At 41.3% G+C, this 22,811-nt stretch carries 23 protein-coding genes; 16 read left to right on the plus strand and 7 right to left on the minus strand.

Annotated features, from left to right (window positions below; all coding sequences use genetic code 11):
* The first annotated feature begins 10 nt into the window (after positions 1-10).
* The 3 genes from BM043_RS09480 (at position 11) to BM043_RS09490 (ending at position 2,974) form a co-directional block, all read left to right on the plus strand.
* Complete coding sequence (locus BM043_RS09480; RefSeq protein ID WP_245753006.1) at positions 11-1,261, plus strand: CsgG/HfaB family protein; 1,251 nt, start codon at positions 11-13, stop codon at positions 1,259-1,261.
* A gap of 5 nt (positions 1,262-1,266) precedes the next feature.
* Positions 1,267-1,914 carry a carboxypeptidase-like regulatory domain-containing protein gene (locus tag BM043_RS09485; RefSeq protein ID WP_092791061.1) on the plus strand — a complete coding sequence of 216 codons (648 nt, stop codon included), beginning with the start codon at positions 1,267-1,269 and terminating at the stop codon, positions 1,912-1,914.
* 82 nt (positions 1,915-1,996) lie between these two features.
* Complete coding sequence (locus tag BM043_RS09490) at positions 1,997-2,974, plus strand: LuxR C-terminal-related transcriptional regulator (RefSeq protein ID WP_092791063.1); 978 nt, start codon at positions 1,997-1,999, stop codon at positions 2,972-2,974.
* Between the two features lie 3 nt (positions 2,975-2,977).
* Here BM043_RS09490 and BM043_RS09495 read toward each other — a convergent pair whose 3' ends face one another.
* Complete coding sequence (locus BM043_RS09495; protein ID WP_092791065.1) at positions 2,978-3,943, minus strand: NAD-dependent epimerase/dehydratase family protein; 966 nt, start codon at positions 3,941-3,943, stop codon at positions 2,978-2,980.
* Between the two features lie 146 nt (positions 3,944-4,089).
* On the opposite strand from BM043_RS09495, the gene kbl reads away from it, so the two are divergent.
* Both kbl and BM043_RS09505 read left to right on the plus strand, forming a co-directional pair.
* Complete coding sequence (gene kbl / locus BM043_RS09500; protein WP_092791067.1) at positions 4,090-5,283, plus strand: glycine C-acetyltransferase; 1,194 nt, start codon at positions 4,090-4,092, stop codon at positions 5,281-5,283.
* 143 nt (positions 5,284-5,426) lie between these two features.
* A complete protein-coding gene (locus BM043_RS09505) occupies positions 5,427-6,020 on the plus strand; it encodes a helix-turn-helix domain-containing protein (RefSeq protein ID WP_092791069.1) in 594 nt (197 codons plus the stop codon).
* Between the two features lie 145 nt (positions 6,021-6,165).
* Here BM043_RS09505 and cdaA read toward each other — a convergent pair whose 3' ends face one another.
* On the minus strand, positions 6,166-7,047 hold the full coding sequence (cdaA, locus tag BM043_RS09510; protein WP_092791071.1) for a diadenylate cyclase CdaA: 882 nt from the start codon (positions 7,045-7,047) through the stop codon (positions 6,166-6,168).
* A complete protein-coding gene (gene folP / locus BM043_RS09515) occupies positions 7,044-7,820 on the minus strand; it encodes a dihydropteroate synthase (RefSeq protein ID WP_092791393.1) in 777 nt (258 codons plus the stop codon). The genes cdaA and folP overlap by 4 nt, the downstream gene beginning before the upstream one ends.
* A 122-nt stretch (positions 7,821-7,942) precedes the next feature.
* Here folP and BM043_RS09520 point away from each other — a divergent pair, with 122 nt between their 5' ends.
* The 3 genes from BM043_RS09520 to BM043_RS09530 are packed head-to-tail and all read left to right on the plus strand — an operon-like array spanning position 7,943 to position 10,108.
* A complete protein-coding gene (locus BM043_RS09520) occupies positions 7,943-8,488 on the plus strand; it encodes a DUF1599 domain-containing protein (RefSeq protein WP_092791073.1) in 546 nt (181 codons plus the stop codon).
* Entirely contained in the window at positions 8,481-9,581 is a 1,101-nt protein-coding gene (locus BM043_RS09525) for a BT_3928 family protein (RefSeq protein WP_092791075.1), read from the plus strand. The genes BM043_RS09520 and BM043_RS09525 overlap by 8 nt, the downstream gene beginning before the upstream one ends.
* Complete coding sequence (locus tag BM043_RS09530) at positions 9,578-10,108, plus strand: shikimate kinase (protein ID WP_092791077.1); 531 nt, start codon at positions 9,578-9,580, stop codon at positions 10,106-10,108. The genes BM043_RS09525 and BM043_RS09530 overlap by 4 nt, the downstream gene beginning before the upstream one ends.
* Here the strand turns inward: BM043_RS09530 and BM043_RS09535 are convergent.
* Both BM043_RS09535 and BM043_RS09540 read right to left on the minus strand, forming a co-directional pair.
* Positions 10,098-11,603, minus strand: a complete 1,506-nt coding sequence (locus BM043_RS09535) for an OmpP1/FadL family transporter (protein ID WP_092791079.1) — start codon at positions 11,601-11,603, stop codon at positions 10,098-10,100. The two genes, BM043_RS09530 and BM043_RS09535, sit on opposite strands and share 11 nt — an antisense overlap.
* Before the next feature lie 79 nt (positions 11,604-11,682).
* Complete coding sequence (locus BM043_RS09540; RefSeq protein WP_177188455.1) at positions 11,683-13,059, minus strand: hypothetical protein; 1,377 nt, start codon at positions 13,057-13,059, stop codon at positions 11,683-11,685.
* Positions 13,060-13,178: 119 nt separating this feature from the next.
* On the opposite strand from BM043_RS09540, the gene proS reads away from it, so the two are divergent.
* The 3 genes from proS (at position 13,179) to floA (ending at position 16,256) form a co-directional block, all read left to right on the plus strand.
* Positions 13,179-14,660, plus strand: coding sequence for a proline--tRNA ligase (gene proS, locus BM043_RS09545; RefSeq protein ID WP_092791080.1), 1,482 nt, complete (start codon positions 13,179-13,181; stop codon positions 14,658-14,660).
* Positions 14,661-14,785: 125 nt separating this feature from the next.
* The gene (locus BM043_RS09550) at positions 14,786-15,244 is read left to right on the plus strand and encodes an NfeD family protein (RefSeq protein WP_092791397.1); all 459 of its coding nucleotides are present in this window, start codon (positions 14,786-14,788) and stop codon (positions 15,242-15,244) included.
* A gap of 1 nt (position 15,245) precedes the next feature.
* Entirely contained in the window at positions 15,246-16,256 is a 1,011-nt protein-coding gene (floA, locus tag BM043_RS09555; RefSeq protein ID WP_092791082.1) for a flotillin-like protein FloA, read from the plus strand.
* A 43-nt stretch (positions 16,257-16,299) separates the two neighbouring features.
* Here floA and BM043_RS09560 read toward each other — a convergent pair whose 3' ends face one another.
* Entirely contained in the window at positions 16,300-17,862 is a 1,563-nt protein-coding gene (locus tag BM043_RS09560; RefSeq protein ID WP_092791084.1) for a WG repeat-containing protein, read from the minus strand.
* An 85-nt stretch (positions 17,863-17,947) separates the two neighbouring features.
* Positions 17,948-19,216, minus strand: coding sequence for a glutamyl-tRNA reductase (hemA, locus tag BM043_RS09565; protein ID WP_092791086.1), 1,269 nt, complete (start codon positions 19,214-19,216; stop codon positions 17,948-17,950).
* 203 nt (positions 19,217-19,419) lie between these two features.
* Between hemA and BM043_RS09570 the strand changes: the two genes are divergently transcribed.
* From BM043_RS09570 to BM043_RS09590, 5 genes are all read left to right on the plus strand, one after another.
* The gene (locus BM043_RS09570) at positions 19,420-20,073 is read left to right on the plus strand and encodes a ComEA family DNA-binding protein (RefSeq protein ID WP_245753007.1); all 654 of its coding nucleotides are present in this window, start codon (positions 19,420-19,422) and stop codon (positions 20,071-20,073) included.
* Between the two features lie 35 nt (positions 20,074-20,108).
* Entirely contained in the window at positions 20,109-20,582 is a 474-nt protein-coding gene (locus BM043_RS09575) for a type I restriction enzyme HsdR N-terminal domain-containing protein (protein ID WP_092791090.1), read from the plus strand.
* Positions 20,583-20,662: 80 nt separating this feature from the next.
* Positions 20,663-21,376 (plus strand): Crp/Fnr family transcriptional regulator, encoded by a 714-nt coding sequence (locus BM043_RS09580; protein WP_092791092.1) that lies wholly within the window; start codon positions 20,663-20,665, stop codon positions 21,374-21,376.
* Positions 21,377-21,412: 36 nt separating this feature from the next.
* Positions 21,413-21,928, plus strand: a complete 516-nt coding sequence (locus BM043_RS09585) for a rhodanese-like domain-containing protein (RefSeq protein ID WP_245753008.1) — start codon at positions 21,413-21,415, stop codon at positions 21,926-21,928.
* Positions 21,929-22,026: 98 nt separating this feature from the next.
* A complete protein-coding gene (locus tag BM043_RS09590) occupies positions 22,027-22,791 on the plus strand; it encodes a DUF547 domain-containing protein (protein WP_092791094.1) in 765 nt (254 codons plus the stop codon).
* The last annotated feature ends 20 nt before the right edge of the window (positions 22,792-22,811 follow it).

The following is a 22,811-nucleotide window of genomic DNA, read 5'->3' on the forward strand; positions in this document are numbered from 1 at the left end:
AGAAACTCCTATGAAAAAAGAGCTTCAGCAGCTGCCTGAGCCAAAAGAGCCGATATATGTGGCAGTTTATAAGTTTCGTGACCAAACCGGTCAATACAAAGAATCCAATGTAGGAGCCAGCTGGTCCACGGCTGTTACTCAGGGAGCTACGAATATTTTGATTCGTGCTTTGGAAGAATCGGGTTGGTTCGTTCCAATCGAGCGGGAGAATATTTCCAATCTATTGAATGAGCGAAAAATTATTCGGTCCAGTCGGGAACAGTACGAAGGCAGTAACAATGTCTTACTGCCTCCGCTTTTATTTGCTGGAGTCTTGCTCGAAGGGGGGATTGTATCGTATGAGTCCAATGTTTATACCGGTGGTGCCGGGCTCCGTTATTTTGGTGCCGATGCTTCATCCCAGTATCGAGAGGACCGAATCAGTATCTACCTACGGGCGATCTCGACCAACAATGGTAAAATCCTAAAGACGGTTTATACGACTAAATCCATTCTTTCTCAGGAAGTTTCTGCGGGCCTTTTTCGATACGTCAAATTCAGACGGCTTTTGGAAGCAGAAACAGGGTACACTTACAATGAACCCCGCGAAATGGCAATCATTGAGGCCATTGAAAAAGCTGTTCATAGCTTGGTGATCGAAGGTGCAATTGACAATCTCTGGCAATTCAAAGCAGAAAATGATACGAGCCAAACAGCAGTAGATAGCTACTTGTCGGAAAAAGAACAAAATCAGCAGATTGACTACATCGGAAGGTTACAGGACTTTGATGGACGGACCTCAACCTACCTTTCGGTAATGGGAAATACCCAAACCTATATTGGGGATTATTCAAGTGGTTCGTTTAGACCTGGGTTTACGGCCAATTTAGGAATCGGGCTATCCAATTCACTTTTTCTTGAAGGAGGAGTCGGTGTGCAGCAGATTGAAATCAAAGAATTGGTTCGATCAGTAGATTATTTCGGAGATTTAAGCCTGATGTATATGGCCAATATGAATGGCAAACTCTCGCCATATGCTTCGGCCGGTATAGGTAGCTTTTTCGACCCTGAAGATCAAATAGGACTTTCTGGAAATTCCTGGTTGCCCTATGCTAAATACGGAGCTGGACTGGAATATTTGTTTTCTGATCGCACGGCGCTCACTTCTAGGGTTTATGTGAATCACATGTTTAATGACCGGTATGATGGAGTAGAAGCCGGAACCTTCAATGATGTAATCTGGGGACTTAACCTAGGCTTTCGATTTTATTTAGGAAAATAAGAATTATGAATTATAGAAATTTTAATCTGGCCCTTTTGCTCTTTGTGACATTGATCCTTAGTTCTTGTGAAGAACAATTATTGGATATTGATCGATTCGGTACCATCACGGGAATCGTGGTTGACGGGACTACTTATGAACCGCTTCCAGGAGTATTAATTACTACTGCCCCGGCAAGCAATGCGGTACTTTCCGATGAGGGAGGGACTTTCCAACTGGATAAAATTACCGCAGGAGATGTGCTGATCAATGCCCGGAAAAACGAATATTTGACCGGCTCAATCAGTGTGGCCGTCTACGAAGAGGAAAATACTGCGGTAACTTTCTTTTTGCTGGAGGATGAAAATAATGTAGGTGATGTGGTATTATTTGACCCTGTCCCTGGGAATGGCGCCGTTGATCAACCTCTGAGTTTTACGCTTAGCTGGAATGTAGATCAGGAAAATAGGGGAGTGGAGCTAGATTATACGGTTTACTTATTTGAAAGTGGTTCGACTACTCAGACGATCGTATCTGAAAACCTACAAAATCGTGAGGCAGTAATTTCAAACTTGAAAACCAATACCACCTACTTCTGGTACGTGGTGGCCAAGTTTGATGGACAAAATGTAGCAAATAGCCCGACATGGACTTTCAGAACAGGAGGAGGATAATTATTTAAAATATCAAAACAATTAAAAGCGCAATCTTGTTGCAATTATAACTTGTTTCATAGGGTTATCAATTAGTTTTTTTATGATAAAAATATTATTAGTTCAACTAGAAGACTGCGATAGTTCGTTATTCGAATTACTTTCGGAGAATGGATTCGATGTTAGCCAAGTTTTTGAAGTTGGTGATGCGCTAAAGGGAATCAATTCAAAGAAATTTGATTTGGTTTTCTGTGATCATGACTTGGGAAATCATGATGGCTTTTATGTGTTCAAATCTATTCAATCTTTTCTCAAGGAGCTTTTTATTCCTTTCTTCTTAATTATGGACCGAAACGTGCTCAAGGAGGAATTGATGCTTGTTTATGAGTTGGGAATAGATAATGTGATTTTCAAGCCTTTTGATAAAGATTCAATTCTGAATAAAATAGAACAAACCCTCAAGAAAAAAACCGAGGTAAATCTTTTTAGAGTGAAGGATTTTAAGTCTTTTTTCAAATATTCACTCGCACCGATGATTTGGGTCAGTGATGAAAAAATCCAAACCATTAATTATGCGGTAGGAAAAATCCTTGGAGATTATTCAGAACAACTAGTAGATAAGAAGGTCGAGCAGATATTTGAATTGAAAGAGGAGGACACTACTCGCCTGAGTTATTTTAAGTTTAAACATCAGGTAGTTAACGAATGCTTTCTGAATTCCATAAAATTAAAGGAGGGGATTTCCCAGACTTTTGATTTGTATTTATACCGTGGAAAATTTACAGGATCGACAGAGTATTTGATTGAAGTTTGTTATCTGCCATCAGAATTGAAGAACAAAATCAGAAAGAACAAAAATTCCGGTAATTCTGATGAAGCTAGCTTGAAATTGACTTCCCGAGAGCAGGAAGTATTTCGTCTTTCCGCAGATGGTTTACCTTTAAAACTGATCGCTGAAAAACTCAATATTTCTCGCAGAACAGTGGAGCGTCATCGCGCCAATATCATGCAAAAAACCAATTCCAACAGTATTATTGAAGCAATTTCAAAAATCAGGAATTACGAATATCATAATTCCTGAGGTTTAGACTTTTTCCTTTTTAATCGGAAAATATTCCGGTAAATTTCTCAAAATATCCGTTGTCATCTGGTCCAAATCATAATCAGGACTCCAATTCCAATCTGCTCTTGCCTGAGAATCATCAATGCTATCTGGCCAAGAGTCAGCAATTTGCTGTCTGAAATCCGGTTGATATTCGATTTCAAAGTCTGGGTGATGTTTTTTTATGCTTTCGAAAAGTTCTTTTGGAGTAAAGCTCATTCCGGCGAGATTGTAACTTGACCGGACTTTAATTGACTCTTTGGGAGCCTCCATAAGTTCGATCGTTGCCTTGATCGCATCGGGCATGTACATCATCGGAAGGCTGGAATCCTCCTTGAGAAAACAGGTAAATTTCTCTCCGGCCAAAGCCTTGTGATAAATGTCCACTGCGTAGTCCGTAGTACCACCCCCGGGAAGAGATTTGTATCCGATCAAACCCGGATAGCGTAAACTCCGCACATCCACCCCATACTTTTCAAAATAATATTGACACCACTGTTCGCCCGCCTGCTTACTGATTCCATAGACTGTATTGGGCTCTTTGACTACAAACTGTGGCGTTTTGATTTTGGGAGTATTGGGACCAAATACAGCAATAGAAGAGGGCCAATAAACCTTGTTGAGTTTAAATTCACGTGCCAATTCCAGAACTGACAGCAAACTGTCCATATTCAGTTTCCAGGCAAAAAGTGGTTTCTGTTCACCCGTCGCCGATAGAACAGCGGCTAGATGGTATATCTGAGTGATTTTCTCATCCTTTACCAAGCTTTTCAGTTTTTCCTGATTCATCACATCCAGCACTTCAAAGCGGCAAAAATCAAATTTTGAACGCGCCTGTTCATTCAAGTCCGTGGCAATGACCTGCTCTTGGCCATGAAGCTCTGCAAGCGATTTGGTCAATTCTGATCCCAACTGTCCAGCGGCACCGATTACAAGGATTTTTTCCATTTTCAGGTCTTTCGAAAAAGCGCCTGAGCATGCAGGGCTTTTTGTTTATATTTGGGTTTGCTTGCGCAAAAGTAAGAAAAATCAGAGGGTCAAAACGAATTTTTGACCAATGGATAAACCGAAATTCTAAAATATAAAAATAAAAAATGTACGATCAGATTAAACCCAAATTAGAGCAGGAATTAAAATCCATCGAAGAAGCAGGTCTTTTCAAAAAAGAGCGGATCATTACTTCTCCACAATCAGCCGAGATTACAATCTCCGGAGGCCAAAAAGTACTAAACTTCTGTGCTAATAATTATTTGGGCCTTTCCTCTCATTCTCAGGTCATCGATGCAGCCAAAAAAGCGATTGATACCCATGGTTTTGGGATGTCTTCGGTTCGTTTTATCTGCGGGACTCAGGACATTCATAAAGAACTGGAACGTAAAATCTCCGAATTTCTCGGGACAGAAGATACCATTTTATATGCGGCGGCTTTTGATGCCAATGGGGGAGTTTTTGAGCCCTTGCTTGGGCCCGACGATGCCATTATTTCTGATGCCTTAAATCATGCTTCTATTATAGATGGCGTCAGACTTTGTAAAGCCATGCGCTTTCGATACGAGCACAATAATATGGAGGACTTGGAGAAGCAGCTTCAAGATGCGATCGCTCAGGGAGCCAAACAGAAGATTATCGTAACTGACGGGGTTTTTTCGATGGATGGGACGATTGCTCAGTTGGATAAAATAGTAGAATTAGCCGAAAAATATGAGGCTCTTGTCATGTCTGATGAATGCCATTCTACAGGCTTTATGGGGAAAACCGGAAGGGGAGTTCATGAGCATTGTGGAGTAATGGGGAAAATAGACATTATCACGGGTACCTTGGGTAAGGCGCTTGGCGGTGCATCCGGAGGATTTACTTCGGGAAGAAAGGAAATTGTGGAATTGCTCCGTCAGCGTTCAAGGCCTTATTTGTTTTCCAATACACTTGCCCCTTCTATTACCGGAGCTTCCATAGCCGTTTTTGATTTGTTGTCAGAAACCACCGAACTCCGGGATAAACTGGAGGAAAATACCACCTATTTTAGAGAGAAAATGACTGCCGCGGGATTTGATATCAAACCGGGTACACACCCGATCGTCCCCGTGATGCTGTATGATGCGGTGCTTTCCCAGCAAATGGCAGAGAAACTCTTGGAAAAAGGAATCTATGTGATCGGCTTTTATTATCCGGTAGTTCCCAAAGGCCAAGCTCGCATCCGCGTACAGATTTCTGCAGGACATGAAAAATCTCATTTGGATCAGGCAATAGCCGCGTTTACCGAAGTAGGAAAAGAATTGGGAGTGATTTAATCCATTTCAGATATCCTAAAAAGCCTTGAAAATGTAAGTTTTTGGGGCTTTTTTTATTTGGGACAAAGATGACGGTAAAATGACGTAAGCAATTTTTGTTGTGAAAATGGGTTCCTGAATACTTTTGGAAAAACGAATCAACTATGGAAAATAAAATAGGTCAACAGCTCAAGGCACTTCGTCTGCAATCGGGATTTTCTCAAGAGGAACTAGCTGAGCAAGCAGGAGTCAGTCTCAGAACTGTGCAGCGTTTTGAAAATGCGGAAACTACTCCTAGAGGGGATACGGTTAAGCGTTTATTTCAGATTTTTGGAAAAAGCCCAGAGGAGGTGTTGGACTGGAGCAAAGAAGAACATCAGGGGTTCTTATACACCCTGATTCTCTCAGGTTTACTTTTTCTTTTCAGTCCAATTTTAGGCTTAGTCATTCCACTTGTACTTTGGCTTAATCGAAGAAATAAAGTAGTAGAAGTGGACTACCTCGGTAAAAAACTCATCAATTTTCAATTGACCTTATTGATTCCCTATTATGCTATCCGTCTTGTCGGATATCTTCGACTCCTGCCTTCCTTCAATGATGGCAATGTCAGTATTACTTATTTTCAGTGGTCTTTTACGCTTTTGCTTTGGGGCACGGGGATCATATTTGGATTGGTAACCCTGATGACCGCAATTAATTGCTATAGATTGTATCAAAATAAAGCTGCCCTTTATTATGGGATTCCCTTTATTCGGTAAAAAATAGTGATTTAGAGTTTTTATGCCGTCGTGAGTAGCCTGTCCCGATTTATCGGGGTCCTCACTCACGACTTTCGATAATGGATAAATTGGTATAAAAGAGAATTAATTTCACTGAAAAATTAAACAGGGCAAGAAGAACCCCTTAACCCTGACTTTTACTCGTCATAGCCATTTTACGTTTCTTCTTCATTTCATAATCCTCCAAATTCTCGAATCGGCTATCCACATCAAGATTATTCAGATAATCATTGAGCGTTTCCCGCACATCCTGAAAAGACATGTTGTGAAGCACTTTCCCATTTTTTGCCATGGATAATTGGCCGGTTTCTTCCGAAACAATCAATACAATCGCATCAGTGGCCTCAGACATGCCAATTCCAGCCCGGTGTCTTAGGCCGAATTGGGCCGGAACTTCCCGTTCGGTGACCGGAAGAATACATCTCGCAGCCTTGATTCGTCCATTGTGAATAATGACCGCTCCGTCATGTAAAGGGCTGTATTTATTAAAAATTGAAATGAGTAATCTTTTTGAAAGGTCAGCGTCTAAAATATCTCCACTCTCGGCGTAGAATTTCAGTTCGGTGCTTTTGGAAATCACCATCAACGCACCTGTATTACTACCGGCCAGAGTTTTGGAAGCGTCAATAATTGGGGAGATATTAAAGGAACCGTTTTCTTTTTTCCTCCAAAAGAAAAACAAATCCTTCCAAATATTATCATCCGAAAGGAGAGAAGACCTTCCGATCAAAAGAAGGAATTTTCGGATTTCTGGGGCAAAGATGATAATAGCTGCAATTACACCTACTCCCATAAACTGACCCAAAATCGAGGAGAGCAATTCCATCTGTAATGCCCGTACCAACAAGTAAATCAAGTAAATGGATAGAAATCCCAAAAAGATCTTGATGGCAACACTACCCTTCAAAAGTTTATAAACCTGATATAAAAGCGCGGCTACCAAAGCAATATCGATCATATTGACAATGGATATATCCAGGAAGCCGATTTTAAATAAAAGGGTCAAAGGTAAAGTTGTTTATATAGTTTCAGTGTTTCGTTTGCTTCTTTAACGTCGTGTACTCTCAGGATGTTGGCACCGTTCATCAAGGCCACCATATTCAAGGCAGTTGTGCCATTTAAGGCTTCACTTGGATCAATTTCCAGCAACTTATAAATCATGGATTTGCGAGAAAGTCCCGCCAAAATTGGAAATCCTAAAAGGCGAAAATAATCCAGATTTCTAAGGATATAATAATTTTGCTCCAACGTTTTTGCAAATCCAAACCCCGGATCAATAATTACATCTTTGATGCCAAACTTTCTAATAAAATCCAGTTTTTCGGTAAAATAGTTCATTATTTCAAGGATTATATCAGAATACTCCGTTTGACCTTGCATAGTCTCCGGATTTCCTCTCATATGCATGGCAATGTAAGGCACACGGAGCTTGCCTATGGCTTCAAACATATTCTGGTCCAATGCGCCTGCAGAAATATCATTGACCAAATGAGCCCCTGCCTCAACCCCCTGCCGGGCTACTTCTGATCGAAAGGTATCCACCGAAATCAAAACCTCCGGAAATGTCTCACTAATCCATGCGATGGGTTCTACCGTTCGGTTCAGTTCCTCTTGTACGCTGACTTCTGCTGCTCCCGGTCTACTACTGTATCCCCCAATATCCAGAATATGAGCTCCATCTCGAATCATTTTTTCGGCAGTCGTCAGAATGGAGTCTTTATCAATGGAAACTCTGCTATTCTTAAAAAAAGAATCCGGGGTCGTGTTTAAAATCCCCATAATTTGCGGTTTATCCCAAATGATAAGCCTTCCCTTCGATTGAAGTGTATATTTTTGGGGAAATAATTTATCTTCGAAGGAAGATGTAGTGCCTGTGGCCACAACTATTAAACTAAAGTAAATTGAAAACAAAAACCAGTAGCGAATATACGGAAGTTATCAGCCGTTGTAAAGAACTATTTCGTAAGAAAACCATGGATTATGGGACAGCCTGGAGGATTTTGAGGCTTTCCTCAATTACGGATCAGATTTTTATCAAAGCCCAGCGGGTACGGTCGATTCAAGAGAAAGGAAATCAAAAAGTAAGCGATCCGATTGTCGATGAATTTGTGGGAATTGTAAATTATTGCCTGATCGCCCTTTTACAGATTTCCTTTAAAGATGATGAGCGAATGGAAATCCCATTTGAGGAATTGGAGCCGATCTATGATCGCTGGGTAAACGAAACAAAAGGCCTGCTCGAAAACAAAAATCATGACTATGGAGAAGCTTGGCGGGAAATGCGGGTCAGTTCCATGACAGATATTATTCTGATGAAATTGCTGCGGGTCAAACAGATCGAGGATAATCAGGGACAAACCTTGGTTTCTGAAGGAATCGAAGCCAATTATCAGGATATGATCAATTATTCGGTATTTTGTCTGATCAAACTAGGATATCATGGGTAAACAAATCGCATTGTGGGTTCTTCGATTGCTTGTCGGAGGCCTTTTTATTTTCTCTGGGTTAATCAAAGTCAACGATCCTGTCGGAACTGCAATCAAGCTGGAAGAATATTTTGACGTGTTTTCCAACGATATTGCCGGATTCTTTTATTACTTCAAACCTTTCGCCTTATATCTGGCGGTTTTCTTGGTGGTGATTGAGGTAGTTTTGGGAGTCATGCTTATTCTGGGAGTCAAAGCAAAATTCACCCTTTGGGCTCTGGGCTTGATGACCTTGTTCTTTACCTTTCTTACTTTCTTCTCCGCCTATTTCAATAAGGTAACCGATTGTGGTTGTTTTGGAGATGCGATCAAGCTGACCCCCTGGGAATCGTTTTATAAGGATGTCATTTTGTTGATGTTGATAGGACAAATATTTGCCCTACGAAAGTTTCTCCCTCAATCTGCTCCAAAATGGGCCAATTTGACAAGCATTGCTGTATTGGTTTTATGTTTTTCTTTATCTGTATATGCGATCCGAAATCTGCCATTTATTGATTTTAGAGCCTATAAGGTAGGGGTCAATATCCCCCAAAATATGCAGCCATCCGAAAATTTGCAGTATACTTATGTGATGACAAAGGATGGACAAGAAGTGGTTTTTGACCAATATCCTTCGGATGAAAGTTATGAATTTGTGGAAATGGTCCTGCAAAACCCCGATGCACTTCCCAAGATTTCAGACTTTGCAGTTTGGAATGAGGAGGGAGATTTTACTGAAGCCGTTTTTACAGGAAATAAACTGCTTATCTTGATCAGCAGCTATTCCAAGATGTCAGATGTAAATCTGGAGGACATAGATGTATTGATTACCTCGCTTAAGGACTCACCAATTGAAGTAGTACTCGTTGCTGCAGCTTCTGAGGACGAGATTCAGGATCTTAAATCCACGAGGTCTTGGGATATTTTATCCCTTCAGGCCGATGCCACGGTAGTGAAAACTATGATTCGCTCCAATCCGGGAATTATGCTTTTGGAAGAGGGCACTGTGCTAGCTAAGTTTCATCATAATAATACTCCGGATCCTTCCGATGTTTTAGATTATTACCTTCCATGAACCCACCATTGAAAGTGGTCCTGGTAGGTTTACCGGGATCAGGAAAAAGTACCTTTGGTAAGCAGTTGGCAACAGCACTGAATTTTCAATTTTATGATTTGGATACGCTGATTGAAGAGCGTTTTTCACTCAAAATTCCTGAAATATTTTCCAGATACGGAGAGGGGAGGTTTCGTGATATGGAAACCGAAACCTTGGAAGAGGTGCTCTCTTGGGATAGGCCATATGTTTTGGCATCAGGTGGAGGTTGCCCTTGTTTCAATGAAAATATGAGCCGAATCAACGAAAAGGCAGTTTCTGTTTACTTGGATGTTCCGCTGGAAGATATCTCGGAGAGATTGGAAGCTTCAAAAATCCAGAATCGTCCACTCTTTCAAGGAATGGGCTCGGGGGAAATTACCCTTAAACTCAAAAGTCTACAAGCTGACCGGGATTACTATTATAATATGGCAAAAATAAAGCTCAGCGGATCAGATTTTTCCGCTGAGCTTTTACTCTCTGAGTTGATTCACCTACTTAAAAACTAAGCCCAAGAGTCAATACTCCATTTAAAATCGAATTTTCCAATTCAGTGACTGGACCTACATTATTTCCTTGGGAATCAATCACCTGATAAGAGGAATACAAGCCATTGTAAAGCTGATTAACCAGCGCAAAATCCACAGTCAAACTATTTAATCTGACTCCAACTCCACCGCTGATTTGGGTAGTGCTTCGATCAAAATTTGAATTGGTATAAGGATCTCCAAAATAGGCAAATCCACCTCTTAATCTGAAAATATCCAATTTAGCCTCTGCGCCGAGACGGAAATTTACTGTACTACTATATATGCTGCTGATGGCTTCATTGTCAGGACCCTCATTAAAATCATTTGAATTTAAGCGTGCAGCACTATAATCTACATAATCCACGTCAGCTGAAATAAACCCGTTTTTCCCGAGAAAAAAGGTAGCCCCGCCACCAAGTTTCAGTGGTGTGCGAAGGCTATATGTACTCAGAAATAAATCTGTAAGCGCTTCTTCTCTTCCCAGGGTGACATCTTCTTGTTCGAAGTAGTAATTGTCATAATTGGCTACCATTCTAGCCTCATATTCCTCATTGAGACTATACCAGGTTGGAGACTGGAAAGTCAAACCCAGATTCACATAGTCAATAGGCTTATAAATTAATCCTAAGTTGACATTGACTCCTGCACCATTGATAAATAAATTTTCTTCCAAACTGGAGTTTCGTAATGGCTGATCAATAAACTCCTCATTGTAGATTTTTCGAGACGCAAAACTTATTGACCGAATTCCCAAAGATCCTCCTACAAATAACTTGTGGTCAAAATTAGCCCCATAGCTAAATGTAATTTGACTAGAAGAACCTTCCTGAAGGATGTTTTCGTCCTGAAAAGGATTATCCAAGACAAAAGAATCATAAGTGTCGGGATTGTTTATAGGGTTGCCATCCTGATCAAATATCACGGGATTGATTTGATAAGTTAAGTAGGCCAAACCAGTCAACCCGAAAGTCTCGATTTGATTTTCGGGGATTCCAAAGGCATCTTGGATATAAAAATCAAGAATGGAATTATTACCTATCTCGTCTGAGAAATACCCAAACTCATTGTTGAAATTTGCGATTCGTTGTATACTGATCCCAAATGCCCCACCTTTAAATGATCCCCGACTCAATGGGCCTTTGGGATTGGCAAATACAGCTGAAATATTGGGGATTGTTACATTATCTGTATTGTAGCTTCTTCCCTGACCTAAATAGCGGGTATCAACTCCCCAATCAGTATATCCAAAGGATAAACTGGCTTCAGAGTTTCGGAAAAAGCCTAATCCGGCAGGATTTCCCGCAACATTCGAAACATCTCCTCCAAGTGACCATTGGGTACCACCTATTCCCATTATCCTTGCCGAACCTGTGGGATTTGCTTGACTAAAACGAAAAGCATCCTCAAAATAACCGCTTTGCGAAAAAGCCGGAAAGGAAAGCAATAACAATACAATTAAACTGCTATATCTCATGTAGTTTTTGAATTGGTAATACAGAATTATACGGTGCTGCTGGGATTACGGCTGATATTTGGCAAAAAAAAGGGGGGAATTAATTCCCCCTTCCTCCTCTGGAACCAGTTGAGACGCCTCCGCCTCCTCTGGATCCTCCAGTACTCATTCCTCCGCCGGAACTTCTGCTAGGTACTCCGACAGATCCGCTTCTACTAGGGAAGCTTGTTCTTGTATTACTTCTATTATAAGTAGGTGTTGTGGTCCTTCTCGTTGGACTAGTTCTATTATAGGATGGGCTTGAAGACCTATTATATGATGGACTACCGATCGCTCTCCTATTGTTGTAATTATTCATAGAACGATTAGGGCTATACGTTCTTGAATTTGGAGTACCCAGTGAGGATCTTCCGGCTGGCATAGCACTTCGAGTTCTTACCGCTGATGATCTATTCAAAGCTGGAGAATTTACATTTCTACTGCTTGCTGAATTGGCAACTCTCGATCTGCTTGAGCTATAGTAGTCATTTTGGCTACTACCAAAATCTCTGGCCGTAGCTCTTGTTCTATCAGAAGAAACCAAACTTCGGTTATTTCCCATCGCATCTCTTCTTGCTTGAGCTCTACTGGTACTAGGCAATACACCTGCCGAACCTCTATTCAGATTGGCATTAGCTAAACCAGAACCACGAGTAGGTCTTGCGCCTCTAACCAGTCTTCTGTCTCCAAATTCATTACCAGGAAGAACATATATAGGTCTGGCAAATCCATAACCGGGTAAACCACCGAAGGCATAATTAGATCCCCAGAATGGATCGTAAAATCCACCCATTCCGAAACCGCCCATTCCAAATCCAGAACCCCAGAACGGATCATAGAATCCACCCATTCCAAATGGTCTCATGAATGGTCTACCCCATCCGAATCCTAATCCAATAGACATGTTGAATCCAGGACGGAATCCAAAACCAGGTCTAAAACCAAACCCAGGACCCCAGAATGGATCATAAAATCCTCCCATTCCTCCCCAAGGACTGAATCCTGACATCAGGCCCATATTGAAACCCATGTTGAACGCAGAAGCTGAGTTGAATGAATTATTCATCCCGTTTCCGGAATAGAAATTATTATAAACATCGATATCAGGATCACCTTGATTTTGTTCGCTAGCGCCTTCGTCGAAGTAAACAATCTCATCTTCTCCTTGCGAAGTATCAGACTGATATCTGGAGAGATAATCAGGATTTACGTTTCTGCTACTAAAGCTTTCGCCTGGAGCTATTTCTGTCGAGGTAAGCGTCTCAAAATTCTCTGGTGTGTTATTCTGTACTGCGTATTCGGTAGACAATCTGGCATCAGATGCCATGAAATACATGTTGTCAGATTCTCCCATACTTGCCATCCTGTTGGTGTTGCAGGATATCAAGGTCAGCGAACCTAGAATAACTGAAGTTGATAATAAGGTTATTTTCCTCATGGTTGATTTGAATTGTTACTTCTTATACGTGGCTAAAGAACGAGGGTTATATTTTTAACTTATATTTGTCCCACTCAATTTAGCAAAAATAAAGACATTTCATATCCAAATCAACAACGATGAGTAAAGGTTTACCAAAACGTAGTGAAGATTATTCCCTTTGGTACAATGAATTAGTGAAGAGGGCTGATTTAGCCGAGAATTCTGCGGTTCGTGGATGTATGGTGATCAAGCCCTATGGCTATTCTATCTGGGAAAAAATGCAGGCCGAGCTCGACCGAATGTTTAAAGAAACTGGCCACACTAATGCATATTTCCCCCTTTTTATTCCAAAATCTTTTTTAAGTAAGGAAGCTTCCCATGTGGAAGGCTTTGCTAAAGAATGTGCCGTAGTCACGCATTATAGGTTAAAAAATGCCGAGGATGGCAGTGGTGTAATCGTAGACCCTGATGCCAAGCTCGAAGAGGAGTTGATCGTACGGCCTACTTCTGAGACAGTGATCTGGAGCACGTATAAAAACTGGATTCAATCTTATCGTGATCTACCTCTTTTGGTCAATCAATGGGCAAACGTGGTCAGATGGGAAATGAGAACTCGTTTATTTCTGCGAACTGCCGAATTTCTTTGGCAAGAAGGCCATACCGCCCATGCTACCAAAGAAGAGGCCATGGAAGAGACGATCCAAATGATGAATATTTATGCTCAGTTTGCGGAAGATTTCATGGCTTTGCCAGTAGTGAAGGGAAAAAAATCCGAAAATGAGCGATTTGCCGGAGCAGATGAAACCTTCTGTATCGAGGCATTGATGCAGGATGGAAAAGCACTTCAGGCAGGGACTTCTCACTTTTTGGGACAAAATTTCGCCAAAGCTTTTGACGTGAAATTTGCCAGCAAAGAAGGAGGACTTGAATACGTATGGGGAACTTCCTGGGGCGTGAGTACCAGACTAATGGGCGCTTTGATCATGGCTCATTCGGATGATAATGGGCTGGTTTTACCTCCTAAACTTGCACCAATTCAAGTGGTGATTGTGCCGATTTACAGAGGTGAAGCAGAATTGGAAGCAATCTCTGCCAAGGCCAATGAGATTATGGCATCCTTGAGAAAAGCCGGCGTCTCTGTGAAATATGACAATAGAGACACCTATAAGCCGGGTTGGAAATTCGCGGAATACGAATTGAAAGGTGTGCCATTGAGAATTGGAATCGGACCAAGAGATTTGGAAAATGGAACCATAGAGCTGGCTAGAAGAGATACGCTGACCAAGGAAACCTTTGACCTCAATTCCCAACCGATTGAAGAAAAAATCTTGGGTCTCCTAAGCGAAATCCAGGCAAGTATTTATAATAAGGCCTTCAAATTTCGCCAAGAAAAAACCACCGAAGTTAATTCCTGGGAGGAATTCAAATCAGTTTTGAACAACAAAGCTGGATTTGTGTCTGCTCATTGGGATGGGACTTCCGAGACAGAAGAGCGGATCAAAGAATTGACCAAAGCGACGATTCGCTGTATTCCTCTGGATCGAAAGGAGGAAGAGGGTGTTTGTATTTTGACAGGAAAGCCTTCTAGCGGAAGGGTTTTGTTTGCCAAAGCATACTAAGGAGAAAGCGATTAAAAGTCGAACTCGAACCTAAAATAAAAGCCCGGATTTCCGGGTTTTTTCTTTTTAAACATACAGGGTTCGTTTCTTTCTTGTATTTTAGAAATCTCATCGAAAAAGGAGCCATGACTATTGTAATATTAACAGCACTGCTCGGCATAGGATTGATCCTTTTGCTTTTGGAAATCCTCTTTATTCCTGGCACTACCGTAGTGGGGATATTTGGTTTGTTGGTGAGTCTGGCAGGAATAGCCTATGCCTTTTTGAATTTTCCACCAGAGATAGCTTGGTGGATCACGGCGGTAGCCACTTTGCTGAATTTAGCCGCTGTGATTTATGGTTTTCGATCCGGAGTATGGGACAAGTTTTCGCTCAAGTCTTCCTTAAAAGGAGGTACATTCGATGAGCGGACTGTAGGAGTGGAAGTGGGAATGAGTGGCAAGGCGATTTCGGATATCAAGCCAATCGGCAAAGCACTCATCAATGATGAAGTGTATGAGGTGAAATCTGATTCGGGATATATTCCTGTGGATTCCATCTTGACAATTATAAAAGTAGAAACCAATAAAATTATCGTAAAATAATATGGATCCTTCAAGTTCAATGTTTGTTTTGATCGCTGCCTTTGCAGGGATAGTATTACTCTTTATTTTCCTTTATTTCGTTCCAGTCAACTTGTGGATTACTGCGCAGTTTGCCAATGTCAAAGTAGGAATCGGAGAGCTTATCGGGATGAGAATCCGAAAAGTTCCACCAAGTGTGATTGTCAACTCTATGATTACGGCTACCAAAGCCGGTCTGGATTTGACTACCAATGACCTCGAAACGCATTTTCTAGCTGGAGGAAATGTCCCTAATGTAATTCGGGCTTTGATTTCAGCGGACAAAGCCAACATCAAACTGACTTTTAAACAAGCCACGGCGATTGATTTGGCGGGAAGGGATGTATTTGAAGCTGTTCAGATTTCTGTAAATCCAAAAGTCATCAATACGCCCAGCGTGGCCGCAGTAGCCGCCGACGGGATTCAATTGATCGCCAAAGCCCGAGTGACGGTGAGAGCCAATATCGCACAGTTGGTCGGTGGTGCAGGTGAAGACACGATTCTTGCCAGAGTAGGGGAGGGAATTGTAACCTCAATTGGATCTTCTGCCAACCATAAAATTGTGCTTGAAAATCCCGATCGGATATCCAAACTCGTACTCCAACGGGGATTAGATGCAGGTACAGCATTTGAAATTCTTTCCATTGATATCGCAGATATTGATGTGGGAACCAACATCGGAGCCAAGCTTCAGATAGATCAAGCATCGGCGGATTTGAAAGTAGCAGAAGCCAAAGCCGAAGAACGAAGAGCCATGGCCGTGGCCCTGGAGCAGGAGATGAAAGCCAAAAACGTAGAAATGCGCGCCAAAGTAGTGGAGGCGGAAGCTGAAGTACCGAAGGCATTAGCGGAAGCATTTAGATCAGGAAAATTGGGTGTGATGGATTATTATCGCATGGAAAACATCAAGTCCGATACCTCAATGAGAGAGTCCATCGCCAATTCGGATACGGACAATAAGGATTCTGGAAAAGGTAAAAACGAGAAAAATTAGGCTGATTCTCAACCCTAAAAATATTTTTGATTTAAAAGGGGCTTTACTGGCCCCTTTTTCTTTTTTGCTTAATCGGTTCTTCTTCGACTACGATAATGGGTTGATAGGTTCCTCTTGCCAAGATTTGCTGAGTCGTCTGATCGATGGAGATTTCTTCATAATCCAAGGGAAGTTTGACATCTCCAGACTCACTGATTACTCCCATCTTTTCATTTTTTCTGACAATGATCAGATCTGATTTTTCCCGCTGTACAAAGTCGTATTCCGCTTCAAGTAGGAGTTTCCCTTGTGCATTTGCTAGGCCAATTTTACCATTTTTCGAAAAGAGAAAATATCCTCCATCTGTTCGGGAGATTTGATCAAACCCGTCTTCAAAAATTGAATGGCCGCTCTTGTCCAGCAGAAACCATTTTTGATCTTTGCTGGCTAGTGCAAAATTCTGGCTAAAGCCTTTGATTTCATTCCATTGGGCAGACGAAAGAATACTCCCCCGGGAATCCATCAATCCCCAAAAACCTCCATGTTTAAACGCGGCGATAGATTCCGAAAAGGTAGAGACCTCTTGATATTCAGGCTCGATTTTCCATTCTCCCCGCTGATTTACAAAGCCGAAGAGACCGTTTTTTTGAGCAGGGAAAAGTCCTCCTTTTCCATTAAAAATCCCCTCAAGGCTATCGGTGGGCTGGACAAGCCAGCCTTGTTTTCCCAGCAATCCTAATTTTTGATCCCGAAATCTCACTTGATAAATATCCCGCTCAATCCGATTTACCTCAGTCATTCCTACCGCATCCAGCAAAATCCCATCCTCCTCCATCACACGGCGAAGTTTGCCATGGATGTATTCCAGCATCAGGTCATTTTCATAAGTGATTTTATGAAAAGAATTGTAGCGAACATTTGCTCTGATGGGATGTCCCTCGATCAAAAGGTACTGATCCTCGTCATATCCGTAATAAAAATCTCCTCGAGTATGAATCAGTGAATCAATAATTGGCTCCAAGATCGTCCTACCCTCCATATTGATCAATCCAAAGCCCGTCTCGGTTTGAGCTAGAAGATAATCCCCCTCATTGTCTGAAAGTTGAAGATAGCCTTGACTTGGGTTTGGAGATAAGGGGAGGAAGAATTTTCCCGACTTCTGAGCAATTACCTGACCATTGTGAGTGATTTTTGCCTGATCAAATTCCCCCAAAAAGCTGCTTTTATCTTTACCCCGATCATAAATCCAGTATTCGTTTCCTTTCCTGGCCAAAAGCAGATTAAGGTAGGTTTCGATTTCCTCAAATTCCAGTGGTAGAACCTTTTGACCATATTCATGAAATGCGCCGATCCCTTTTTGGTTTTTGACCAAAATCCAAGGTTCTAAATACTGATACAACTCATCTCCTTCCAAGTTTACACTCGGTTGGTATTGGGAATTGAGTAAAAATAAACTGCTGTCGGTTTTTCCGATTTTTACCGATTCACTGAGAAGAAAAATGGATTGATAGACTAATCTGCTTTGGAGTTGATATTGGCTGTTGTAAAGTTCCCAGGTTTGACAGAAAGATGGAAAAACAGAAAGGCAGGAAATGAGAACTACAAGGCTCAGTTTAAGGCGATACATGAACGAATGGTAAATTTGGCCTAAATATAAAAATGACCAAAAGACTAATGTGATCTTTTGGTCATTTATTTATGTTCGGTGATTTTTATCTGTCTTTATTCTCCCTGTCCAAGTCAAAAAGATCGGAAATGATGTCGATCATTTCTTCAGCTTCATCTCGCTTACAGGCTGCTCGAAGCTGGACTACAGGAACCTTGAGGATTTTCTGCATCATACTTTTGGTGATTTTATCGATGATGGCAAATTCCTCCTCGGTTGAATTTTTCAAGTATCTACTGAGCTCTTCTTGACGGATCTGTTCCAGCGACTGCTTGAGTTTATTGATGGTAGGGGACACCATCATTTCTTTTTTCCAATTGTAAAATTCCTCTATGCTCTCCAGGATGATATCCTCCACTTTAGAGACTGCCGCGAGTCTTTTTTCCAAGGCTTCGGATGCTTTGCTACGGATATTGTCCACATTGTACAAAATCACACCTGGCACATCTTCCACGGTAGTTTCGATGGATCGAGGCACAGATAGATCGACCAACAATTTATAGGATTGGATCTCAAATTGACTGACGAGCTGCTTGGTAATGAATGGATCGTCTCGATGAATAGAGCTGACAATTACATCCGCTTCCTGCATGGCTTCGAGACAATTGTCAAAAGGAACGACCTCAAAACCCATTTCTGCTGCTATCGTTTCGGCTTTCGAAATGGTTCGGTTCGTTATTTTAACTTTAGCATCGGGAAGATAAACCATGTTTTTGGCTACATCTTCGCCGATTTCACCCACCCCTATCAATAAAATTCTCGGCTGATAGGTATTGGAAGTAAGACTATCGATCAATTCAATAGTAGCGTAGGAAAGCGAGGCTGCTCCATCTCGGAAAGTGGTTTCCTGCACAATCCGCTTATTGGTAAAAAAGATGGTGTGCATCAAGCGGTGCAAAAACGGCCCAGCCATATCCAAATCCGCAGAAGCTTGATAAGCACGCTTCACTTGATTGGAAATCTGTATATCACCGACCACTTGGGCTTCCAAACCCATAGCTACCCTAAACAAATGATTGATGGCCGTTTGGTCTTCGTTGAAAATCTCAAAATACTCTAAATAGTTGACCACATCGGACATTCCCTTTTCCAGCCCGATCAATTTTATTATCTCGGTACTTAGATCTAAGTCATGGCTGTAATATACCTCTGTACGGTTGCAGGTAGATAAAATCAAGGCATCATTCATACTGAAAAACTCCTTGAGCTTCAGTAAGATACTGTGAATAGATCGTTCATCCAGTGCGATCAGTTCTCTGATCTGCACAGGGGCTGTTTTATGTGATAAACTTAAGGCTCTAAACTTGACTTGCATAGGTCCAATTCTTGCAGTGCAAATTTAACAGAGATTGCGCTCCATCAGGTTCATTCTCGTATTCTATTTGACAATTTAGAATATATCTAAATAGAATTTCTGTCACAAATATCGAAGAAATTGAAATTCTAGTCCAATATTATTAACTTATCCGTTATTGATAGATTCTATTTCGGATGAAGCTGAGCAAATTTTTCTATTGGATGAAGGTCTCTTTTGGGTTTTCGCAGAAAGAATCCAGAGGCTTTGTTTTATTGATTCCCTTCTTGCTTATTTTGATTCTTTTGCCGAATGTTTTTGATTGGATCAACTCATCTCGCGCAGACACGCAACAAATTCAGTTAAGCTCCAAAATCGATAGCTTGGAGCAAGTGGGATTTTTTAAGGTTTCCTCTTCTCGCCCCCTTTTCAATCCCGAGGATACTGCCAAAACCTCTTCTTCGGATAGGCTCGAATCAATCCAAAGAATCCCATTTTCTGAAAGTGATTCGGTGACCTTACAAATTGTTCCAGGCATAGGTCCCACCTTGGCTGCCAGAATCGTCAAGTACCGGGAAAATCTGGGAGGGTTTCATAGTCAAGAGCAATTGCTTGAAATCTATGGGATCAAAGAAGAGGTCGTGGAGAATTTATGGGAGTATTTTGAATTTGATCCCGGCATCCGCCGAAAAGTAAAAATCAATGAATTAGATGTTCCTGAGCTGGCCAAGCATCCTTATATCGGCTATGGTGAAGCCAAAGTTTTGGTCGCTTATCGAAAGCAACACGGGGATTTTTCCAATTCGGAAGACTTGCTAAAAATCAAAATTTTTAAAGCGGAATGGGTAAATAAAATAGAACCTTATTTGGAATTTTAGCTTAGAAATAATCGTTCTTCCACCATATTTGCCCCATGAATTTGTCCGAGTCAGAAGTTCAATTACCAAATCTGAACCTTCCCGAAATCCAACCCCGGCTAAAAATGCAGGATGGGAAATTAATGGTCTTTGATACCCAGCGGAAAAAAGATCTAATCCTTACTCCCGAAGAGTGGGTGAGGCAGCATTGGATTTCCTATCTGCTCCATCAACTTTCCTTCCCTAAGGGACTGCTTTCCTTGGAAAAAGGATTAAAATATAATCAGCTTTTGAAGCGAACGGATGTCTTGGTTTTTGATCAGGAAGGAAAGCCATATCTACTGATCGAATGTAAAGCTCCGCAAGTCGCCATTAACCAGAAAACCTTGGAGCAAGCCTGTCTTTATCATAAAACCCTTCAGGCGAAATACCTCATTTTGAGCAATGGCATGCAACACGTTTCCCTACGGTGGCTTGCTGCCGAAAATCGATTCGAGCAACTAAAAAATTTTCCGGAAGCCCCGATTTAATTGATTCTTCTATGATTTTAATCAGTCTTTTTATAACTTTTAAGAATTAAATACTCATTATTTATAAAGTATCCCGAACCATGTCTAATCCAACCAAGAATACGCCCTGTGAACTCTGCGCAAGTAGGAAGTACTCCATGTTCGCGGATTTGTCTGAGCAGCAAATTTGTACGATTTCGGATCATAAAAACCTCATCTCACATCGCAAAGGTCAGATTTTGTATTACGAGGGTACCAAGCCGTTGGGGATTTTCTGCATCAATGCCGGCGTAGTGAAAGTTTATAAAACCGCCTCCAATGGCAAAGAACAAATTGTTCATCTGGCCCAAAAAGGCGATTTTTTAGGATATGCGGCCCTATTGGGGGAGGAAAATTACACTAATTCTGCCATGATTGTCGAAGATGCCAAAATCTGCTTTATTCCCAAAGAGGCCTTTCTCAATACACTTTTGGGAAATACTCAGTTTTTTAAGCGAGTGACCAAGCAACTCAGTCATGAACTTGGTCTGATGGAAGAAAAACTCACTGACGCCACACAGAAAAGTATTCGTGAGCGATTGGCTTATGTTCTTTTACATTTGGCAAGTAGCTACGGAATCGAAGGCGGAGATAATCAAAAAATCGATTTGGTCCTCAGCAGAGAAGAGATTGCGAGTATAGTCGGTACTGCTACCGAATCTATCATCAGGCTTTTGTCAGAATTCAAAAAGGACAATTTGATCGAACTGGACGGGAAGAAAATCATCATTAAAGATAAAAGAGGACTGGCCCGACTTTCCGATTTCTATGCTTAAGCCGAACCTTCAGTTATCAATTGAAGTTTTAAGTGCATGAATCCTAAATTGACCAACTCACCTTATGTATTAAAAGGGCTGATTTCTCTGGCCCTTTTTTTAGTGACTTCCATGGCTTTTTCTCAGTCTTTTGCTTACAAAGCGCTCTTAAAAACCATCTATGATGCTGATCTTCCGGTATTGAAGCCGGAAGAAATTCCTGATTTGGATCGATTTCAACTCATCGATACCCGAGAAAAAGAAGAATATGAAGTGAGCCATCTTGAAGGAGCACGTTGGGTAGGATATGATACTTTTTCCATGGATCTGCTCGATGATTTGGATAAGGATGAACCAGTATTGGTTTACTGTACAGTAGGAGCACGTTCTCAGGATATCGGCAAAAGATTAAAGGAAGCCGGATTCAGAAAGGTATTCAATTTATACGGCGGAATTATCCATTGGGTAAATGAGGACTATCCGATATATCACGAAGGGAAATCGACCAATCAAGTTCATACCTATACCCGCACTTGGGGTATTTGGCTGCAAAAGGGAGAAAAAGTTTATTAAAACCGATTTCCAGAGGTTCGATTTTTCTATTGTCAGGCTGAAGACATAATTAAGCAGGATTGATCTATACCTTTCTATTCCTCGTAAATCATTAAAAAATGAAAACGCTAAAAATCACATTCACCTTTTTCGTTGGCCTCATGCTTTTGAGTTGTACTTCGTCCACATTGGGCATGGCAGGCACCAATCCGCCGAGTCATGAACTTTGGGATCAGTTGGTCAAAAAACATGTAAAATCAGACGGAATGGTCGATTATCCGGGATTTATAGCCGATAAGGATCAATTGGAGAAATACCTCAATTTACTAAGTGAAAATGCACCCGATCGTAAAACCTGGAGTCGCGAGGAACAGCTTGCCTATTGGATCAATGCGTATAATGCATTTACGGTAAAATTAATATCCGATAATTATCCGGTAGAAAGTATCCGAGACTTGGGCCCAAAACTCAAAATCCCAATGATCAAGGATGTTTGGCATTACAAATTCTTCAAAATTGGAGGAGAAGAATCCAGCCTGGACGAAATCGAACACGGGATTCTCCGAAAGGAATTTGATGAGCCGCGGATTCACTTTGGGATCAACTGCGCCTCAATTTCCTGTCCGCCTTTGCATGATGAGGCCTTTGTGCCTGAGAAAATTGATGAGCAACTGGACTTTGTCGCCAAACAATTTATCAATGATCCCCGCCGAAATAAAATCGGAAAAGACCAAGTCGAAATATCTTCCATATTTTCCTGGTTTAAAGGAGATTTTACCAGGAATGGAAGTGTAATAGATTTTTTGAATCAATACAGCAAAGTGAATATTTCGCCTAACGCCAGTATAAAACACATGGATTATAACTGGAGTCTAAACGAATAAACTTACCTTGATTTTCTAAA

It is taken from the genome of Algoriphagus hitonicola, assembly GCF_900113375.1.
GTDB classification, from domain to species: Bacteria; Bacteroidota; Bacteroidia; order Cytophagales; family Cyclobacteriaceae; genus Algoriphagus; species Algoriphagus hitonicola.